We start from the raw sequence: 19213 nt of genomic DNA, 5'->3' as shown, positions 1-19213 counted from the left end.
TAATTTATGTAAAAAAGCTCACTTCTTCATCATTTTGAAATTGATTGACTGCCTAGATCAAAGATGTCATTCGAGTAAGCGAGTGTTAAAGCGACTCGGAAGTCATATTTTGGATTGTCATTTTTCTTCAACTTATCTCGATTTATCTGGCTTCTGCGCACGAGGATGCGCCTGGTCATACACCTGCGCCAAATGGTCAAAATCAACATGCGTATAAATTTGAGTGGTACTTAAGTTAGAATGGCCCAGCATTTCTTGAACCGAGCGCAAGTCCCGACTGGCCGAGAGCATATGACTGGCAAAGCAATGCCGAAGTAAATGGGGATGTAAATCGACATTGACGCCTGCACGAATGGCCTGAAACTTCACCCGATTTTCGATTTGTCGCGGTGAAAGTACGCCCCCTTTTTGCGACACAAAAAGTGGATCATGTGGCTCGAAATGCCCCTTCCAAAGCTGATATACTTTCAGCCATGCCATGATACTGTCCTTTGCCTTTTGACCAAACGGGACGACGCGTGTTTTATTGCCTTTACCGGTCACACGTAATAATTGACGTTGAAAATCGAGATCACGGAGTTCAAGTCCTTGCAACTCGGCCAGACGCAAGCCGCTTGAATAGAGCAATTCAAGCATGGCTTTATCTCTAAGCCATAGCTGCTGATCAACAGCATCACTTGGTGCAGGTTGATCTAAAATCTGCAGCACAGTTTCGATATCGACCAAGCCCGGCAATGGTCGCGATTTGCGTTTAAGTTTAAAATCATCGACAGGATTATGGCTTAAATGGTTCGACTGCTGCGCCCATTTCATAAACTGGCGAATCGAGGTGAGATGACGCTGTAAACTCGCTGAACTTAAATGATCGTGTTCAACACGATGTGCAAGATATTCTCTTAAATCCGCCGCTTCGATATTGCCAAGACTGAGTTTTTTCTCTGTGCAAAACATTAAGAAATGAGTTAAATCACGATGGTAAGCACGCAGTGTATGCTCAGAATGGTTCTGAAGTTGTTTTTCCTTGAGCCACATGCCCAGTAACTGCTGTTCAAACGCCAAACGTGTCTTCCTTAATTTTAATCAATTTAACTTTGGTGATGACTGAAACTGCCGAATATAAAACCGCTTAAAAACGACCACTAACAACTCATCGATCAATGCAACTTAGTATACAATTCATTGATCACTCTGAGAGAAACTTTGTTGCCATGACGACTCTGCTGGTTTCTTATTTAGTTGCCATTAGCATACTTACAATTACGCCGGGGTTGGATACGACATTGATTATTCGTACCGCAACACTAGAAGGAAAATCCAGCGCCTTTCATGCAGCGCTTGGGATTAGTACAGGCTGTATCGTGTGGGGGCTCGTAGTTGCATGTGGATTAGGCGCGTTATTCATGGCTTCGGCAATGGCTTTTAGTGTATTGAAATGGGTTGGTGCGGCTTATTTAGCTTGGCTTGGGCTAAATATGCTCTTCAAACCTCGCCATCATCTGGGGCAAGTGACTTCAAACATTCCCCCTAGTTTTGCACTACGCCAGAATGCATTTTTTAAAGGTTTTCTGGGCAACTTACTTAATCCCAAAATTGGGGTTTTCTATCTTTCTTTTTTGCCTCAGTTTATTCCCGCAGAAGCCGCTGCATTTTCATGGATTATGGGGCTGGTGATGTTGCATGTTTTGATCGGTACCATCTGGTCAATGCTGTTGATTTGGGCAATGCAACCTATTTCTCGCTTTTTAAAACAACCCAAATTTGTGCGTGGTTTAGATCGTGTTACAGGCAGTATCTTCCTGATATTTGCCCTCAAACTCGTTTTGAGTAAACGCTAATCCAACTGCTTGATAAATTGTAAAATCGGCGGAGCAATCTTACTCGCTTGCTGCTCGGCCAGTGCATGATCACCTTCTGGTACCACAAGTAGATTCGCAGCGGGGAACAAGTGCTGTAAATGTACCCCGACGGATACCGGACTGATACGATCTTGATCTCCCCAGATCAGAAGTACGGATTGCTGAATGTCATGTAAACGATGCTCATGATTGACTCGTGTATGAACAAACCAGTCTGGATAATTTAAATAATGTTCTTGATAAGCACTTCGCCAGTCTTCAACATCAAAACCACTCAAATCCAGACCACCCGAAGTGGCAATCAACACCAAGCCTTTGACCATTTCCGCTTTTTCGAGTGCGGCCTGAACCGCAAAAATTCCTCCCATCGATTGAGCAATAATAATAGACGGCGTATCAATTTGCGCCAGCACATACTCAGTTAGCGTATCAAAATCGGTGATCGTGTCTTGAGCCGGTTCACAGCCAAATCCCGGATAAGCAATTATTTTGCTTATATCGTTTAAACCTAAATAGTGAATTAAAGGCTGCCAAAATTGTGTACTGCCCGATGCACCGGGTAAAAAAATTAATTGTGTGGTCATTTTTTTTGATTTATTCAATCGATTAAATTTAAAATATGCCATATTTCAGCATAAAAAAAGCACGCCCAGTCTAAGCGTGCTTTCTTGGTATTTTATAGATCAGGTTTGAAAGTAACGTAAATCAAGGCGTCCTTCATAGACTGTGGCTGTTGGCCCTGTCATCCAGACCACATCACCCTCTTGCCACTCGATTTGAAGCTTTCCACCCGCCAGCTCGACTTCTACCGAATTTGCCAGTAAACCACGACGCATACCACTTACGGCTGCCGCACATGCACCCGTACCGCAAGCAAGCGTTTCGCCCACACCACGCTCAAACACACGCAAGCGCACATGCTTTTCATCCAAAATCTGCATAAAACCCGCATTGACACGCTGTGGAAATTGCACATGCGCTTCGACTTGTGGCCCCATGCCTGCAACATCGGCTGTCAAGATATCCGGCACAATGGTCACCGCATGCGGATTTCCCATATTGACGACATCAATTTTTAAGCTTTGCTCATTGGCTAATGGAAGCGTATACAAGGCATCCAGTTCTTCTGTCAGAAATGGAATATCCTGTGGATGAAACTTAGGATAACCCATATTGACGCGTACCCAGCCATTAGGGCCAAGTTCTGGTTCAACAATTCCCGCTTTGGTTTGCACTCTGATTTTGGTTTTTTTGGTGAGTTGTCGCTCATGTACAAAGCGGGCAAAACAACGCACACCATTTCCGCACTGCTCCACTTCCGAACCATCTGCATTGAAAATGCGATATTTAAAATCGGTTTGCGGATCATCTGGTGGCTCGACAATCAATAATTGATCAAAGCCAATACCAAAATGACGATCTGCCATACGCTGGATGGTGGTGGTGTCTAAGTAAGCACGTTGGCTAATTAAATCGAGCACAACAAAGTCATTGCCCAGACCATGCATTTTGGTAAATTCAAGTAACATGTCTTAACCCTCTGGCAGCAAACGTTCTTTTTCCCACAACGACTCGATGGTTTCACGCTCACGAATCAAATGTGCGGCATTACCTGCCACCATCACTTCTGCGGCACGGCCACGGGTGTTGTAGTTTGAACTCATCACAAAGCCATAAGCACCTGCGCCCATCACCGCCAGCACGTCATTTTCTTTAAGTGCAAGGCTTCGGTCTTTACCCAGAAAATCACCTGTTTCGCAAATTGCCCCAACGATATCCCAAGTTTTTTCTTCAGCATCCGATGACGCTGAAACAGACTGAATATCCATCCATGCTTCATACAATGACGGACGAATCAAGTCATTCATGGCTGCATCAATAATGGCAAAGTTACGGTGATTGGTTGGCTTGAGCAAATCAACTTTGGTCAATAACACACCCGCATTGGCACTAATGCTACGACCTGGTTCCATATATACTTTAAGCCCAAGTTTTTGTAGCGCAGGCTTGAGTGCAGCAGCGTACTCTGCAGCGGTTGGCGGTGTCTCGTCTTTGTAACAGACTCCCAAACCACCACCGATATCGATGTGCTTGATCTCAACTCCCAGCGATTTAAGCTGCTCGATCATCACAATCACGCGATCTAAAGCATCTACAAACGGTTTGGTTTCGGTCAACTGTGAACCAATATGACAATCGATTCCAACTACATCTAAATGAGACAGAGAGGCTGCATATTGATACGTTTCAAATACGGTATCACTTGGAATACCAAATTTGTTTTCTTTTAAACCCGTTGAAATATAAGGATGTGTCTTGGCATCGACATCGGGATTAACGCGCAATGAAATGGGTGCACGTAAGTTGAGGCTCGCTGCAACCTTTTGAATACGGTCAAGCTCGGCATAAGACTCAACATTAAAACACGCAATGCCGACCTCAAGTGCTTTTTGAATATCGGCCTCAGATTTACCCAAACCAGAAAATACGATTTTGCTTGGATCACCGCCCGCAGCCAATACACGTGCGAGTTCGCCACCGGTTACAATATCAAAACCTGAACCCAGTTTTGCCAAAACATTCAGTACCGCCAAATTAGAGTTTGATTTCACCGCAAAACAGATTTGATGATCAATAAAATCAAAGGCACGATCCAGATCTTGATAATGTTTTTCAAAGGCTGTCTTTGAATAAACATAAAGTGGCGTACCAAATTGCTGCGCGAGCTGCTGAAGTGAACATTGCTCGGCATGCAATATCCCATTAATGCGGGAGAAACTCATGAATGCATCCTTATTTTTAAAGCTTAAGGTGAAGAAGGAACTGGCTGAGAAGACGCTGAATGATCAGGAGTCGAAGTTTTGTCTTTCGAGGTTTTGTCAGACTGAGGCTGTGAATACAGCAAATATTTTGCACGTTTGTCGTAATTTGGATCGGATGGCAAATGTAATGCACCCGTTTGACCACAGCCCAGCATAGCCAGACTCATGGTGAGTAAACTTGTGTAGCAAATGAAACGGCGCATCTGATCACCTACTCAAAAAATTTGAATAATTATACCGTGATCCAGCACAGGACCAAAGTACAAAAGCACCAAGCTTAAAAGGAAGCGAAAAAAAACGCCAGTCATTGACTGGCGTTTTTTTAATTATTTCTTGGATTTCAATCGAGGCTTGTAAAAACCAAAGTAACCAATCACCAAAATAACCAGCCAGATTGGGCTGACCATCAAGGCTTTCATGGTGTCTGGCTCTAATGACAGCACATAAATCATTCCAATAAAGAAAATGATCACCACCCAGCAGGTAAACAAACCGCCAGGTAATTTGAAAATAGATTTGGCATGTAACTCTGGACGGGTTTTGTAATAGACCATGTAGCTCCAGATAATCATCAGCCACACACAAATAAACAAAATGGTCGATAGCGTAGTCGCCAGTGTAAAAGCTTCAACGGTATTGGGTACAAAATATTGCAGCGCTGCACCGAGCAACAAACACACCGTTGAAAAATACAATGCATTTGCAGGAACACGACCTTTATTGAGCGTACCAAAAGGTTGAGGTGCCTGATGTTCTTTAGACAAACCAAATAGCATGCGACTGGTAGAGAATACACCGCTGTTCATCGATGACATCACCGAAGACAAGACCACCAAGTTCATGATAATTGCCGCTGCTGCAATGCCTGCCTGACTAAACAGATTTACAAACGGGCTGATGTTTGGATCAATCTTATTCCATGGTGTTACCGACATCACAATCAACAGGGCAAGTACATAGAAAATAATGATTCGAATCGGGATGGAATTGACTGCCTTAGGCAAATTACGTTCCGGATTTTTGGTTTCAGCCGCAGTGGTGCCCACGAGCTCTACCCCAACAAAGGCAAAGATCGCAATCTGGAAGCCTGCCAAGAAACCGTGCATACCCGTTGGGAAGAAGCCACCATTGGCCCACAAATGCGTAAATGATGCCACTTCACCACTGGTCGAGGTAAAGCCCGTGAAGATCATCCAGAGTCCGACCAAAATCAGGACCACAATCGCAGTAATTTTGATCATGGCAAACCAGAACTCAAGCTCACCAAACAGTTTTACGGTCATGAGGTTCAGCCCCATGATGAAGATAATCGCCGCAATACTGATCATGGCGCCTTCGGTTGGTGTAAAAGGAAGACCGTTATTAAAAAACTGCAAATAATAAATAATCGCAGATAAGTCGGCGATACCGATGGTAATCCAGCACAACCAGTAGGTCCAGCCCACAAAATATCCTGCCCAAGGGCCAATCAAATCAGTGGTAAAGTCGATAAAAGACTTATATTGAAGATTGGAGAGCAACAATTCGCCTAGCGCACGCATGACGAAAAAGACCATCACTCCAATGATCAGATAAATAAATAAGATCGATGGGCCGGCAAGACTAATGGTTTTACCAGAGCCCATAAATAAACCTGTTCCAATTGCACCGCCAATTGCAATCAGTTGCAAATGCCGATTAGAAAGGCTTCGTGATAACTCATGTTCTCCAGAAGATGAGTCGTGGTTGTAATTCGACATTGGTACAAAACACTCCAGTATTTTTATAGAGCCAAAGCAGGGTCTGCTCAAAAACAATTCCGCACCATTTTATGGCATCTTATTCAACTGAATGATTTTGATAAACGTTCTGCTTGGCGATTGCGTAGTTGTATAACGCCACGCATGTGTGCGTACACTCGTTTTCGATCATACGCATAAGGTAGAAGCAATACAATTCACATTTTTCGACACCTGAGTCTTCAAAAAACGTGAATTTAAATTGAGTGGCATGTTAGGTTGCGGTCTTTTTCGACGATGCGTTTTGAGCTTGCGCCTCTAAAGCATTTTTGGTTTTTAAGCGTTCTTCCCAGTAAGTGGCATTTTTAATACCGAGTTTAATTGGATCGAAGGTATATTCTTTTACACCTGCTTTTTGTTGCTCTTCATAGTCTCGTAGCGCCTTGATGGTCGGTTTCCAGACAAAATAGGTCACAATAATCCCGATAATGTTAATCCATGCCATAAGTCCGACACCGATATCCCCAATTCCCCAAATGTAGCCTGTGGCACTCATGACGCCATAAGCAACCGAAAGAATGATAAAACACTTGGTTAGAAACAGTAGCGAAGGTGTTTTGGTGATGTAACTTAAATAGGTGATGTTGGTTTCCGCGATGTAGTAATAGGCAACAATGGTTGTAAAGGCAAAAAAGAATACGGCAAGTGCAACAAAGATCTGCCCAAAGCCACCAAATACGGTACTAACGGCCATTTGAGTAAAGGCAGGTGAACCAATTTCTGCGGTTGAAGTGACGTTTTGTATAATGAACTGACCAGCTTCTAAAGTTCCTTGTACATTGTACATGCCCGTAATCAAAATCATAAAAGCAGTTGCAGAGCAGACAAACAAGGTATCTACATAAATCGAAAATGCTTGTACAAACCCCTGTTGTGCCGGATGCTGCACTTCTGCCGCAGCGGCTGCATGCGGACCGGTTCCCTGACCTGCTTCGTTGGAATAAACCCCACGCTTCACCCCCCAGCCAATTGCCGCACCTAATCCGGCCATCGGGCTGAATGCATCTGCAAAAATCATTTTGATCACACCCGGTAAGGCTTCAAGATTCATAAACACAATCACTAAAGCCATCAAGATATAACCAAGCGCCATAAACGGCACCACAAATTCGGCAAAACGAGCAATACGCTTAATCCCACCAAAAATAATCACGGCCAGTAAACTAACAATGACCACCAATGCCAGAAGTTTATAGGTTCCTACCTGACCAAAAACAATCGCCCCTTCTCCTGTAATCTGAGTAAAGGCATTTCCTACTGCATTGGCCTGAATTCCCGGTAAAAATAATCCGCAAGACACCAACGCGGCAATGGCAAATAAAACCCCCAGCCAGCGTTGGCCCAAACCACGATCGAAATAAAATGCCGGGCCGCCGCGATATTGTCCTTGATATTCAACTTTATAGATTTGTCCAAGTGTCGATTCAACATAGGCAGTACTCGCGCCTAGAAAAGCCACCACCCACATCCAAAACACCGCACCAGGACCACCAAATCCAATTGCAGCGGCAACACCAGCAATATTACCTACACCCACACGCCCTGAGAGCGACACAGAAAGCGCCTGAAATGATGAAATTCCCTGTGCCGATGATGAACCATTCACCAATAAACGGCCCATCTCTTTGATTTGTCGCACCTGTACAAATCGCGTCAAAATCGAAAAAAACAACCCTGCGCCCAAGCACAAATAAATCAGTGCCGGACTCCAAATAATACTATTGACCCAATCGACAATTTCAGCTGCACTCATATACATCAACCTTGCAAATTTATTTATTTTTTTGAAAAACAGATTCAATGACCTGTTTTCATGTCTTTGAGCAAGAGCAATAACTATGCCAGAGTCTTATCAGGTTATGACAAACGTCGATACAGTTGCTCAAAGTTCCTCCATGGAAGCGCAAACAGAATGATAACGATCGAGAAAAATCCAATTTCAACGATTGTGCAAAAATTCCTTATCATGTTATTTTCCTGATCACTTCCCTTTAATCAGTCAAATACAAAACTCGCTTGTTTATGTGGCCTTATTAAAATTGGGTGTACACGCGATATTTTGTACTTCCTTCTGTTTTAACTTCTTTATCGAAAATTTTCAATTTTTAAATATGGCAAAAATCAAAAGTGTCTATCGCTGTGAACAATGTGGTGCAGATCATTCTAAATGGGCAGGCCAATGCTCTGAATGCGGAGAATGGAATTGCTTGACTGAAGTCCGATTGGAAAGCGTAACACCACATCGGGCAAAACCTAAACTCGGTGGATATGCAGGAGAAATCTCTACTGTTACCACGCTCAATAAAATTTCGGTTTCGAATGTACCGCGTGTTGCTACCGGTATTAGTGAATTTGATCGGGTACTTGGCGGCGGTTTGGTTACAGGTTCGGTGGTTTTAATTGGCGGTGACCCGGGGATCGGAAAATCCACAATTTTGCTGCAAACGGCCACACACATGGCCAGCAAAAGCAGTACTGCACTTTATGTGACAGGCGAAGAATCGCTGTCGCAAGTGGCACTGCGGGCACAACGCTTAGATCTACCTACCGATCAGCTCAAAGTCATGGCAGAAACGTGTGTCGAGAGAATTTGTGAGATTTTGGCACAAGAGCGCCCAGTGGTGGCCATTTTAGATTCGATTCAAACCTTATATACCGAAACACTGCAATCGGCACCGGGCGGGGTTTCACAAATTCGCGAGTCGGCTGCTCTTCTCACTCGCTTTGCCAAAAACAGCGGAACCGCATTATTTATTGTGGGTCATGTCACTAAAGAAGGCGCACTGGCAGGCCCACGTGTGCTTGAGCATATGGTCGATTGTGTGCTGTATTTTGAAGGCCAATCCGATTCGCGTTATCGCATGATTCGTGCGGTAAAAAATCGATTTGGCGCGGTAAATGAGCTTGGCGTTTTTGGGATGACCGATAAGGGCTTACGAGAAGTGGCCAATCCCTCTGCCATTTTTTTAAGCCGTTATAATGAAGCGATTCCCGGATCGATTGTGATGATTAGTCGCGAAGGCACGCGCCCCCTCTTGGTGGAAGTTCAGGCACTGGTCGATGATGCACAAGGTCAACCGCGACGCGTGGCACTCGGCCTCGAGCAGAACCGCTTAAACATGCTGCTCGCAGTGATGCATCGGCATGGCGGTGTGCAAACCTCTGGACAAGATGTGTATGTGAATGTGGTCGGCGGATTAAAAATTACCGAAACAGGCTCGGATCTGGCTGTGTTGCTGGCCTGTGCATCTAGCTTAAGAGCCAAGGCGTTACCACAACAACTGGCCGTTTTTGGTGAGGTCGGGTTATCGGGTGAAATCCGCCCGGTTCCAAATGGTCAGGAACGTTTAAAAGAAGCCGTCAAACACGGATTTACTCATGTCATTTTGCCTAAAGGTAATGCTCCGCAAAAAGCAATTGAGGGCGTACAGGTGATTGCGGTATCACGTTTGCACGAGGCCTTGCAAACTGCGATGGAGCTATCCGAATAAGACAAAATTGGAGCATCTTTTGACGCGAATATGTTTCGACATAAAAAACATCTTTTTTGTGTTGAAATTCGCCTCAAAAGCCTGCATATATGTAGTCTTAGATTCTTTTTATTTTGTTTTTATTTTTTATACAGGAATTTTAAATGAAAGTAAGACAGCGTGGCCTGATTACAGGCATCATGATGGCTGCTTTAGTTGTTGCTCCTCTTGCAGAAGCAAAGCGTGCGGGCGGTGGTAAAAGCCACGGCATGTCTCGCTCTGCGGCACCGACTCAATCTTACCAACAGCCTCGTCAGGTTACGCCAGCGCCTCAAACTGCGCCAGCGGGAACACCTCAACGTTCTGGCCCAGGTGTGGGGACGGTGGTTGCTGCAGGTGTAGCGGGTGCTGCGGTGGGTGCGCTTGCCGCCAATGCAATGGCTGATGACAAACATACAACATCGCCAGAACAGCAAGCGACTCAGGCTCAGCAACAGCAGCAAGAAGAGAAAAAAGGCGGCCTACCGGGCTGGATCTGGATTGTGCTGATCGCTGCAATTGCTTTCTTTATTTTCCGTCGTTTCGGTGCTAAAAAAAAATTAGCAGGTAATAATAATCCTTACGCACCAAACAACAGCGGGTCTTCACCGTTTAACAACAGTTCTACGCCTGCTGCTCCACGCGCTGCAGCTGGCGGTGACAACACCAATATTTTTGGTCAGTCTGTTGGTGGTTCAGCTGCACCAAGTGCAGCGCCGTTTGGTGGTGCTTATACACAAAGCGGTAGTCAGTTACCGGATGGTACTGAACCAGCAGCGTTCTTGCGTATTGCACGTCAACGTTTTAACCATATTCAGTCTGTCAATTCTGCAAATAATGTTGAAGAAATTCGTCGTTACTTGACGCCTGAATTGTATGCATCGATGTACAACGACATTTTGGCCAATCAGGACCAAGACGTTGCTGAGTTTAGCAACCTAAATGCAATGGTCGTCGATTCTGCGACTGAAAACGGTCAATATGTGGTGAGTGTACGCTTCACAGGTACTGTGAGTGAAGATCTCAACAGTCTTCCACAACCGTTTACCGAGATCTGGCACTTTGTTAAGCCTGCGGGTTCAACAGAAGACTGGAAAGTCGCGGGTATTCAGCAAGAACAATAATATATAAATAAAAAAAGCCGCGTAACGCGGCTTTTTTTATTTACGCTCTAGATGCAGGGAAAGCAATCACCTGTTCTATGTTGAGCTTCTGAGTGGCCACCATTAACAAACGGTCAATACCCAAAGCAATGCCTGAGCATTCTGGCATATGTGCTAAGGCTGCCAATAAGTTCTCATCGAGTGGCATCACCTGTAAGCCTAATTTGTCTCGCTCTTGGTTATCTGCTTCAAAACGTGCGCGGAGCACCGATGCATCAAGCAATTCATCGTAGGCGTTAGCCAGTTCCAAACCCTCGATATACACTTCAAAGCGTGCGGCAACTTCTTCGCCGTCTTCATCTAGACGTACTTTGGCCAAAGAAGCCATTTCAGGTGGAAAATCGGTGAGGAAAATTGGTGTATCGAAGCCCAAACTTGGCTCGACAAAATGTGAAAATAATAAATCCATGTAGGCTAAACGATCATCGCCTAAATCTAGCGTCAATCCTACACGTTGTGCAGTCTGTTTTAATTGTGCCAGCGTTGCCTGTAAAGGATTAATATCTAAACGATCTTGAAATGCATGTTTGTAGCTTAAAACCAGTGGGCGAATTTCATCAAAACGATGCGCTAAACACACGTTTAATAGCGCCGCCGTTTCATGCATCAACTCGCGTAAATCTAGACCGGGGCGATACCACTCCAGCATAGTAAACTCACTGTTGTGTTTGCGACCATGCTCGTCGTCTCGAAAAACCTTACAGATTTGATAAATCGGACCACTCCCCGCAGCCAGCAGGCGTTTCATGGCAAACTCAGGTGAGGTTTGTAAATACTGTTGCTGCACACGACCTTCGATATGGCGTTGCACCTGCACAGATGCCAAATGAACATCAGTAACTCCTGCCTGAGATACGATCGGCGTTTCAACTTCCATGACATTGCGCTGGGCAAAAAACTCTCGAATGGTACGGTAGAGCTGTGCGCGTGCTTTAAGTGCCTCAATTGAACAAGTAGGCAAAGCCGTCTGACTTTCAAAGCGTTGACTCATGCCACAGGGCCTCCGTGTGCAGCCCATTCACGGCGCAGTGGATATTCTTTTCGAAGTCGGTCAAAGGCTTGCTGGTCTACCCGCCCCGCCTTTAGACACGCCCTTAAATTTTGATCATCACGCTGGATATCGTAGATCTGATGAAGATGGGCTTTTAATGCCTCAGTCAGCGTGTTTTCTGTGAAATAGGCATCGCCTTGAGGCAGTTGGGTTTCAAATCGCTTGGTCGCTTCAAAGCCAAATACCTTACAAAACGCCTCATAAACCATTTGTGTACCACGGGCTTTGCCTTCTAGACTATAGCCTGCAATATGGGGCGTGACCAATGTCACCAAATCAAGCAGCTCTTCTGAGATTTCAGGCTCATGCTCAAACACATCGAGTACAACTTTGCGCTGTGTACGTTTAAGATCAGCAATTAATGCTGCTTCTTCAACAACCGGCCCCCGCGCACTATTGATCAATATGCTATCTGGTGGCATGTGAACAAATACATCATGATTAAACAGATGCTGTGTCGGATATGCTCCAGACGTGGTTAAAGGTACATGAATAGAGATAGCGTGACTATGCTGAATCAACTGCTCAAAACTGACGTTTTGAATGCCGTCGAGTTGCACAAAGGGATCATATCCCATCACTGTCCAGCCGATTTGCTGCGCCATCGATGCCAGTCGGCGCCCTACGTTTCCTAACCCCAAGATTCCTAAATGGAAGCTTTTACCTTGATCGAGTACAGTGTTATCAAGCTGATAAAGCGCAGTAATGACATATTCGGCCACTGCTTGTGCATTACAGCCGGGTGCATTGCGCCATGTAATATTTTGACGATCGAGCGCTACGGTATCCAGATGATCTGTCCCAATGGTGGCGCTGCCAACAAACTGTAACTGACTATCTTGAATAAGCGCGGCGTTGACTTTAGTGACGGAGCGAACAATCAATGCCTGTGCATCATGCACATCTTCGGCAGTGAGCAAGCGCCCTGCCCGATGCTGAATTTCTCCAAATGATGAAAAAAAATAATCTGTAAACGCAAGATTTTCATCTGCGACAATCTTCATAATATCGTCCCGTCATGTCAACGCTGCTATGATACCGCGTCACGTGTACGGTGACCACGTGAAAAAAGTCTGGTCTGCTCTTAAGAAGAATATTGAATCGGCATCATCTTAGCTGGTGCGATTAAATTCCGATACATGCGCTTTTTTGGTGGTTTTATTCCATAGGCAGAGTTCCTGACCAGTTTTATTTTTCATATGTGCCTGAGGAAAAGTTCCCTGCATCAGCACGGCCGAATATCCCGCACGATCATCAAACAGCATGATATTACTCACCAGTTTAACCTTTTTAAGCTGACTGGCCTTAACACAGGCTGTTTTCATGGCTTGATCGTGCTGTTTCCATGCTTCATTTGAACTGGCAAATGAAACACTACTCAATGCAAGTAGTATCATGCTTCCAAGTGCATATGCACCAGATCTGAATGAACGAATGTGAATCATTGAGGTTGCTCCTGCACGTTATATTCCATGCTGTATCCTCTATAGTGATCCAAGACGTACATGCTGACCAGTCTCAACAACATACTGTAACCAGTCGCTGCAAACAGACAACATCGTCGTCTATTTCATTTACCTCCTCCACATCTGATCAAAATCACAATGATGTTGTCGCTTTAGAGCAAACTAACCACCCTGTAGCACAGCCTGTATCCTCACAGTTTCAGCCAGTTGCTCAAAGCCATATTGAAAACCGCGAACAGGCCATTCGCGTACTACAGCAAATTTCGGACTATTTTCAAACCAATGAACCGCATAGCCCTGTCAGTTATATGCTGCAAAAAACCATTAAATGGAGTCAGATGCCGCTACACGAATGGCTGGCCCAAGTGATTAAGGATGAACATCCGCTTCAGCAAATACATGATGCATTGGATGTTCAAACCCAAAATGAATATGAATAAATGTGGGTAAAAACATATGTTTAAAGCAGAAAAAATCCTCTGGGGCGAAGGATTGTTTTTACGTCCACAGCATTTTCAAATTCAGGACAGCTATCATGAGCAGCGCCTGAATCAAACCATTCGGTCAACCATTCCATTTGCATATGGTATTCGGCAACTGCGTTTTGACGAGTTACAACTCGGTACTCACGTGCTGGCACTCGAAAACATTGAAATGATTTGGCAAGACGGCGAGATTTATCACGCACCGAGTACAGATTTATTGCCGGAACCTTTGTTACTTGATGATCTGAATTTCCGTGGTGAAATGACGATTTATCTGACGCTACCTGTGGTTCAGCCCAATAAAAAGAACATGAGTCATGATCAAGAACAGCAGCATTCGGGGCGTTATGCATCGCATCTTGCACATACCCATGACTTGTTTACCGATGCTCAACCTGCCGACATCACCTTACTCCGACGTCGTGCCGTATTACGCTTACTCGATCCAGTCGCAGATCCAATCAGCCAGTTAGAGGGTTTTTTATACCTCCCGATTGGACGCATCAAACGTCATAGCTCTGGCGCTTTCGAACTGGATCAGAAGTTTATTGCACCGCTACTCCATATCGAAGCTTCAGAGGCCTTAACCTCTAATTTAAAACGTACGCTGAATGTCATTCGCGCCAAAATTAAAACGATTCAGACCAACAATCGCGAAAACGAACAGAAACTCATCGAATTTCGCTCTGGCGATATTGTCTCGTTCTGGTTGGTCAATGCACTGAATACAGCGCATGCAACATTAAGCCATTTTTTGCAGTATCCTCAAATTCATCCAGAGCGACTTTTCTTTGAGTTGTTACGCCTAACAGGGTCTTTACTGACGTTTTCAACCGCTTACGAAGTCGATCAGTTGCCTTCATATCGCCATCATCAATTACAGCATAGTTTTCAAGAGCTGGATGTCATTTTACGCGATTTGCTAGATACGATTATTTCGAGTCGATATATCAGTATTGCGCTTAAGGAAATTCGTCCTTCTTACTGGTTGGGTAGTCTTGAATCAGACAAAATCACCCGAGATACACGGCTGTATATTGCAGTGTCGAGCAGCATGATGCAAACCCACGAACTGGTTCAGATCGTGCCGTTACGCTTTAAAGTGGGCAGTACAGTAGATGTCGAGCAACGCGTGGTGGCAGCCCTACCTGCCATACCATTGCATCATCTGATGCAGGTGCCGACCGCTATTCCCGTGCGCTCTGGGGTAAGTTATTTCGAAATTGAACCACATCACGATCTGTATCAACGCATGCTGGAATCCGAATCGATCTGTTTATACGTTCCATCGGGTTTTCAAGATATTAGCATTGAATTGATTGCTGTGATGAACGCCTAAGGAGAATCTGGATGAGCCAACCTACTGGTGCCCCTTCACTATTTGACGATGGCAAAATCGGCGGTGATTTTTCAGCACCCAATCAATACAGTCAGCAGCAAAGTGTCAATCTGGTCGATTTGTTACATGATGGGTTTTATATTGTTTTCCTCATTCGAAATCAGTATATCCCGTCGGATGTACAAGAATTCCGCCAGAAAATTGTCGACTTACTCAATCGCTTTGAACAGCAAGCTAAAAAGCTGCATTTTTCAGCCGATGATATCCACGATGCTAAATATGCTTTTTGTGCGCTTATAGATGAAACGATTGTGACTCAGCAAGATCCTAGTTTCTTTCACTTGCAAAATGCATGGCTGATCAGTCCATTACAATTAAGCCTCTTTGGTTCACAGCTTGCTGGCTATCAATTTTTTGAAATACTGGAACAACTGCGCAGTAAAGGGAAAGCGCGTCTCGCGTCTTTAGAGGTCTTTCATTACTGTTTATTGCTCGGATTTCAGGGCAAATATCGGATTGAATCGATTGGAAGTCTGAATCATTTAGTGGCACGGGTTGGAGATGAAATTGACTACTTAAAGGGTAAAAAGGCAGCCTTCTCACCTTTTGCGGCTATTCCCGATCAAATTCGAAACATGATTCATGGTGAGCTGCCATTTTTTTGGATTTTAATTATTCTACTGATTTTTGCACTTTTGAGTTTCGGCGGACTCAAATATATGTTGGGACATCAGGCCAATAGCTCACTTGCACCTTATCAGAATGTGGTTTCCGCGCCTGCTGAAGAAGCACATATCACCATTTACTTACCTTAAAAGGCACCGATATGGCACAAGAAAAACCGACTTCATTACGTATATTACAAACATCTAAAAAAAAATCAGCTTCACCTTTTATGTTTGGTCTTGTGGGGTTCATGACTGGCGTTGGCGTCACTTTAATGGGATTTTTTCTGGTTTTACAACCTTCTATGGGTTCATCTTCGGCACATTCACAAGCTGAGGAGGTTGTGGTTCCAATTACGCCGAATCCACCTAGCTTACGTCAGGATGTGGAAACACCTGCACGTTCAGAAACCGCGCATGTAACCACGACAACGGGCGATGAAGCCGATACTGAAATCGCACAGCCGAAAGACAGTGAGCTCAGCAAACTTTTTTCGCATACCCCCGCAGCTGCGCCGGTTCAACGTGTTTCGCCATTTGATCAATCGCTACATGCGACACCGAAAACAGCAACATCCCCTAAACCTGCGGCGCAAGCGACACCCAAAAAAGCCAATACAGCAGAGCCTAAAACCAATCATGATGTTGCCGCGCCAGTTACGAAGCCGACAACAGATTCTACAGCCGAGCCTTCAACTGCGCCAGCAAAACCTGCAGAGGCAAGTTAAGTCTCATCTATGATCATTCTGATTATTTTGGGTTTTATTGCAGTGGCAGTGACATTGACACTGTTTATGTCGTATGAGCTGCGCTTCAAAGTGAAACAATGGCTTCAGACACTTCTCCCCCAAAGTAAACATAAAATCCAGCATGCTAAAACGATGGTACAGCGCATGCATGCAGCATCGTCATCGCAGCAATTACAGTCGCAATGGCATTTGCAGCAATGGTGGATTTTAATTGCAGGATTACTATTATTTAGTAGTGTGCTGGTGTTTGCTTTTACACGACCAATCAGCTCGAGCAAAATTGAGGCCGAATATCTAAAAGAAGTCGATCCACAAATCTACACGCTCTTAAATGGTGAAATGCTCACGCCTCCACCAGAGGTCGATCAATCCTTGATTGAAGCTGCAATTGTTGAGGCCAATCAGCTCGAACAGCAATATGCCAGTAGCCGGCCTGCAGAGCCGAGTATTACAGCGGAGGCCGAAGGCATTGGGCACCATAGTCTGATCATGGATACCCAGTTTGTTGATCGTAAATGGGACAAGATGAATCCGCGTTACAAACAACGTTTGTTGATGGTGTTTAAAATCATGAAAGAGCGCCATGGCTATGAACTGGTATTACTCGAAGGATATCGCAGCCCTGAGCGACAGAACTTCTTGTCTGGCAACCCCAATACCACGCGTGCCCGGGGCTATCAAAGCTATCATCAATTTGGCCTAGCCGCCGATGTGGCATTTAAACGTAACGGCAAAGTCGTGATTTCAGAGCGTGATCCGTGGGCCATGCGTGGCTATCAGCTTTATGGTGAAGTTGCAGAGTCGGTAGGCTTAACGTGGGGAGGCCGCTGGAAATCGATTCAAGATTACGGGCATACCGAATATCGAATGCCCGGCTTGAAAAAAACGAAAGAGATGGCCGAACAGCTCATTGCCGAAGGCCAACTCAGTGCTTCAGACAGCAACAGTTAGTTTAAGCCTGATACATATTACTGAGGCACATAAACAAAACCCTCCATCAGAACACGGGCACTACGACTCATAATTGCTTTTTTCACTTGCCATTGTCCGCTGGTGTCTTGTACTGCTTCTGCACCAACACGTAAGGTACCCGATGGATGACCAAATCGAACCGCTTCACGTGGTATGGCACCAGCAGCTGTGTGTACCAACGTTCCCGGTACGGCAGCGGCAGTACCAATGGCGACTGCGGCGGTTCCCATCATGGCATGGTGCAATTTACCCATCGATAATGCGCGCACCAGTAAATCGATATCGGATAGCTCAACCGTTTTTCCGCTCGATGCCTGATAGGACTGCGGCGGCGCAACAAACGCAATTTTCGGTGTGTGCTGGCGTGATGCTGCTTCTGAAATGTCTTTGATAAGTCCCATTTTGACTGCTCCATGGGCACGAATGGTTTCAAAACGCGCCAGCGCAGCAACATCATTATTAATCTGATCTTGTAATTCGGTACCTGTATAGCCCAGTTCTGCTGCATTTAAAAAGATGGTCGGAATGCCTGCATTGATGAATGTGGCTTTAAACGTTCCAACTCCAGGCACTTCTAGATCATCGACAACTTGACCCGTTGGAAACATTGCCCCGCCATCCTCCCCGTCTTCGGCAGGATCTAAAAATTCGATCTGAACTTCTGCGGCGGGAAAAGTAACTCCGTCGAGTTCAAAATCGCCAGTTTCTTGTACCACACCGTGTGTGATCGGCACGTGGGCAATAATGGTTTTTTGAATATTTTTTTGCCAGATCCGTACTGGGCAATGCCCGTTGTCTGGAATTCGCTCTGGGTCAATCAATCCCTGACGAATCGCAAAGGCACCCACTGCTGCGGTTAAATTGCCGCAATTACCGCTCCAGTCGATAAACGGTTGGTCAATCGAAACCTGTCCAAACAAATAATCAACATCATGCTCGGGTTGTTGACTTTTGGCGAGAATGACCGTTTTACTGGTACTTGATGTTGCACCGCCCATGCCGTCAATTTGCTTGCCATAGGGATCGGGACTTCCAATCACACGCAGCAAAAGCTGGTCGCGAGCGGCTCCTGCAACCTGAACCTCAACAGGCAAATCATTTAAATTAAAAAATACACCTTTACTGGTACCACCGCGCATATAGGTTGCTGCAATTTTTTGTTGAGGAGGAAATTTCATGGTATTGCTTTATCCATTTCGCATTTTTATTCGATACTTAGAGTTTAAATGATTTTTCTGGCAGTGGCTGTGACTGATCAGATCTGCGCGACTAAAGTTCAAAATCAATTTGGGCTGATCTGTTCTATTTTGCGTCAAGATGAAGATGAAGATGAAGATGAAGATGAAGATGAAGATGAA

Annotated in this window: 18 protein-coding genes and 1 pseudogene; 8 read left to right on the top strand and 11 right to left on the bottom strand. The window is 45.0% G+C overall.

Annotation, left to right across the window (positions count from 1 at the left end; translation table 11 throughout):
• Nucleotides 1–132: 132 nt before the first annotated feature.
• Complete coding sequence (locus ADA42_RS13915) at nt 133–1032, bottom strand: tyrosine recombinase XerC (RefSeq protein ID WP_048765824.1); 900 nt, start codon at nt 1030–1032, stop codon at nt 133–135.
• Nucleotides 1033–1208: 176 nt separating this feature from the next.
• Between ADA42_RS13915 and ADA42_RS13910 the strand changes: the two genes are divergently transcribed.
• The gene (locus ADA42_RS13910) at nt 1209–1835 is read left to right on the top strand and encodes a LysE family translocator (protein WP_040053937.1); all 627 of its coding nucleotides are present in this window, start codon (nt 1209–1211) and stop codon (nt 1833–1835) included.
• Here the strand turns inward: ADA42_RS13910 and ADA42_RS13905 are convergent.
• From ADA42_RS13905 to ADA42_RS13880, 6 genes are all read right to left on the bottom strand, one after another.
• The gene (locus tag ADA42_RS13905; RefSeq protein WP_004948751.1) at nt 1832–2440 is read right to left on the bottom strand and encodes an alpha/beta fold hydrolase; all 609 of its coding nucleotides are present in this window, start codon (nt 2438–2440) and stop codon (nt 1832–1834) included. The two genes, ADA42_RS13910 and ADA42_RS13905, sit on opposite strands and share 4 nt — an antisense overlap.
• A gap of 99 nt (nt 2441–2539) precedes the next feature.
• On the bottom strand, nt 2540–3385 hold the full coding sequence (gene dapF, locus ADA42_RS13900; RefSeq protein ID WP_004948754.1) for a diaminopimelate epimerase: 846 nt from the start codon (nt 3383–3385) through the stop codon (nt 2540–2542).
• Between the two features lie 3 nt (nt 3386–3388).
• Nucleotides 3389–4639, bottom strand: coding sequence for a diaminopimelate decarboxylase (gene lysA / locus ADA42_RS13895; protein ID WP_048765798.1), 1251 nt, complete (start codon nt 4637–4639; stop codon nt 3389–3391).
• A 23-nt stretch (nt 4640–4662) separates the two neighbouring features.
• Nucleotides 4663–4881 carry an LPS translocon maturation chaperone LptM gene (gene lptM, locus ADA42_RS13890; RefSeq protein ID WP_004948757.1) on the bottom strand — a complete coding sequence of 73 codons (219 nt, stop codon included), beginning with the start codon at nt 4879–4881 and terminating at the stop codon, nt 4663–4665.
• Nucleotides 4882–5004: 123 nt separating this feature from the next.
• Nucleotides 5005–6417, bottom strand: coding sequence for an amino acid permease (locus ADA42_RS13885; RefSeq protein ID WP_048765796.1), 1413 nt, complete (start codon nt 6415–6417; stop codon nt 5005–5007).
• 253 nt (nt 6418–6670) lie between these two features.
• Nucleotides 6671–8209, bottom strand: coding sequence for an alanine/glycine:cation symporter family protein (locus ADA42_RS13880; RefSeq protein ID WP_004948760.1), 1539 nt, complete (start codon nt 8207–8209; stop codon nt 6671–6673).
• A gap of 358 nt (nt 8210–8567) precedes the next feature.
• Here ADA42_RS13880 and radA point away from each other — a divergent pair, with 358 nt between their 5' ends.
• Together radA and ADA42_RS13870 are read left to right on the top strand one after the other, a co-directional pair.
• Nucleotides 8568–9947, top strand: coding sequence for a DNA repair protein RadA (radA, locus tag ADA42_RS13875; RefSeq protein WP_004939495.1), 1380 nt, complete (start codon nt 8568–8570; stop codon nt 9945–9947).
• A 143-nt stretch (nt 9948–10090) separates the two neighbouring features.
• Nucleotides 10091–11089, top strand: a complete 999-nt coding sequence (locus ADA42_RS13870) for a Tim44 domain-containing protein (RefSeq protein ID WP_004939497.1) — start codon at nt 10091–10093, stop codon at nt 11087–11089.
• Nucleotides 11090–11129: 40 nt separating this feature from the next.
• On the opposite strand, the gene epmA is transcribed toward ADA42_RS13870, so the two are convergent.
• The 3 genes from epmA to ADA42_RS13855 form a co-directional block, all read right to left on the bottom strand.
• Nucleotides 11130–12119: an EF-P lysine aminoacylase EpmA gene (gene epmA, locus ADA42_RS13865; protein WP_048765794.1), complete on the bottom strand. Its 990-nt coding sequence runs from the start codon at nt 12117–12119 to the stop codon at nt 11130–11132.
• On the bottom strand, nt 12116–13183 hold the full coding sequence (locus ADA42_RS13860; protein ID WP_048765793.1) for a 4-phosphoerythronate dehydrogenase: 1068 nt from the start codon (nt 13181–13183) through the stop codon (nt 12116–12118). The genes epmA and ADA42_RS13860 overlap by 4 nt, the downstream gene beginning before the upstream one ends.
• A gap of 108 nt (nt 13184–13291) precedes the next feature.
• Nucleotides 13292–13624 carry a hypothetical protein gene (locus ADA42_RS13855; protein ID WP_048765791.1) on the bottom strand — a complete coding sequence of 111 codons (333 nt, stop codon included), beginning with the start codon at nt 13622–13624 and terminating at the stop codon, nt 13292–13294.
• A 200-nt stretch (nt 13625–13824) separates the two neighbouring features.
• Here ADA42_RS13855 and ADA42_RS13850 point away from each other — a divergent pair.
• The 5 genes and pseudogenes from ADA42_RS13850 to ADA42_RS13830 form a co-directional block, all read left to right on the top strand.
• Nucleotides 13825–14085 (top strand): annotated as a pseudogene (locus ADA42_RS13850) (type VI secretion system protein TssA); the annotation flags it as partial.
• Between the two features lie 16 nt (nt 14086–14101).
• Nucleotides 14102–15469: a type VI secretion system baseplate subunit TssK gene (gene tssK, locus ADA42_RS13845; RefSeq protein ID WP_048765789.1), complete on the top strand. Its 1368-nt coding sequence runs from the start codon at nt 14102–14104 to the stop codon at nt 15467–15469.
• Nucleotides 15470–15480: 11 nt separating this feature from the next.
• A complete protein-coding gene (gene icmH / locus ADA42_RS13840; protein WP_048765788.1) occupies nt 15481–16284 on the top strand; it encodes a type IVB secretion system protein IcmH/DotU in 804 nt (267 codons plus the stop codon).
• Nucleotides 16285–16295: 11 nt separating this feature from the next.
• Entirely contained in the window at nt 16296–16862 is a 567-nt protein-coding gene (locus ADA42_RS13835) for a hypothetical protein (protein ID WP_048765786.1), read from the top strand.
• A 9-nt stretch (nt 16863–16871) separates the two neighbouring features.
• Complete coding sequence (locus ADA42_RS13830) at nt 16872–17834, top strand: M15 family metallopeptidase (RefSeq protein ID WP_048765785.1); 963 nt, start codon at nt 16872–16874, stop codon at nt 17832–17834.
• Nucleotides 17835–17851: 17 nt separating this feature from the next.
• Here ADA42_RS13830 and prpF read toward each other — a convergent pair whose 3' ends face one another.
• Nucleotides 17852–19033, bottom strand: coding sequence for a 2-methylaconitate cis-trans isomerase PrpF (gene prpF, locus ADA42_RS13825; RefSeq protein ID WP_048765783.1), 1182 nt, complete (start codon nt 19031–19033; stop codon nt 17852–17854).
• Between the last annotated feature and the right edge of the window lie 180 nt (nt 19034–19213).

Origin of the sequence: Acinetobacter sp. 243_ASPC (genome assembly GCF_001054715.1) — a bacterium.
In the GTDB taxonomy this organism is placed as follows: domain Bacteria; phylum Pseudomonadota; class Gammaproteobacteria; order Pseudomonadales; family Moraxellaceae; genus Acinetobacter; species Acinetobacter soli.
The sequence above is the reverse complement of the archived record's forward strand: the minus strand, read 5'-3'. Positions and strand labels throughout refer to the sequence as shown.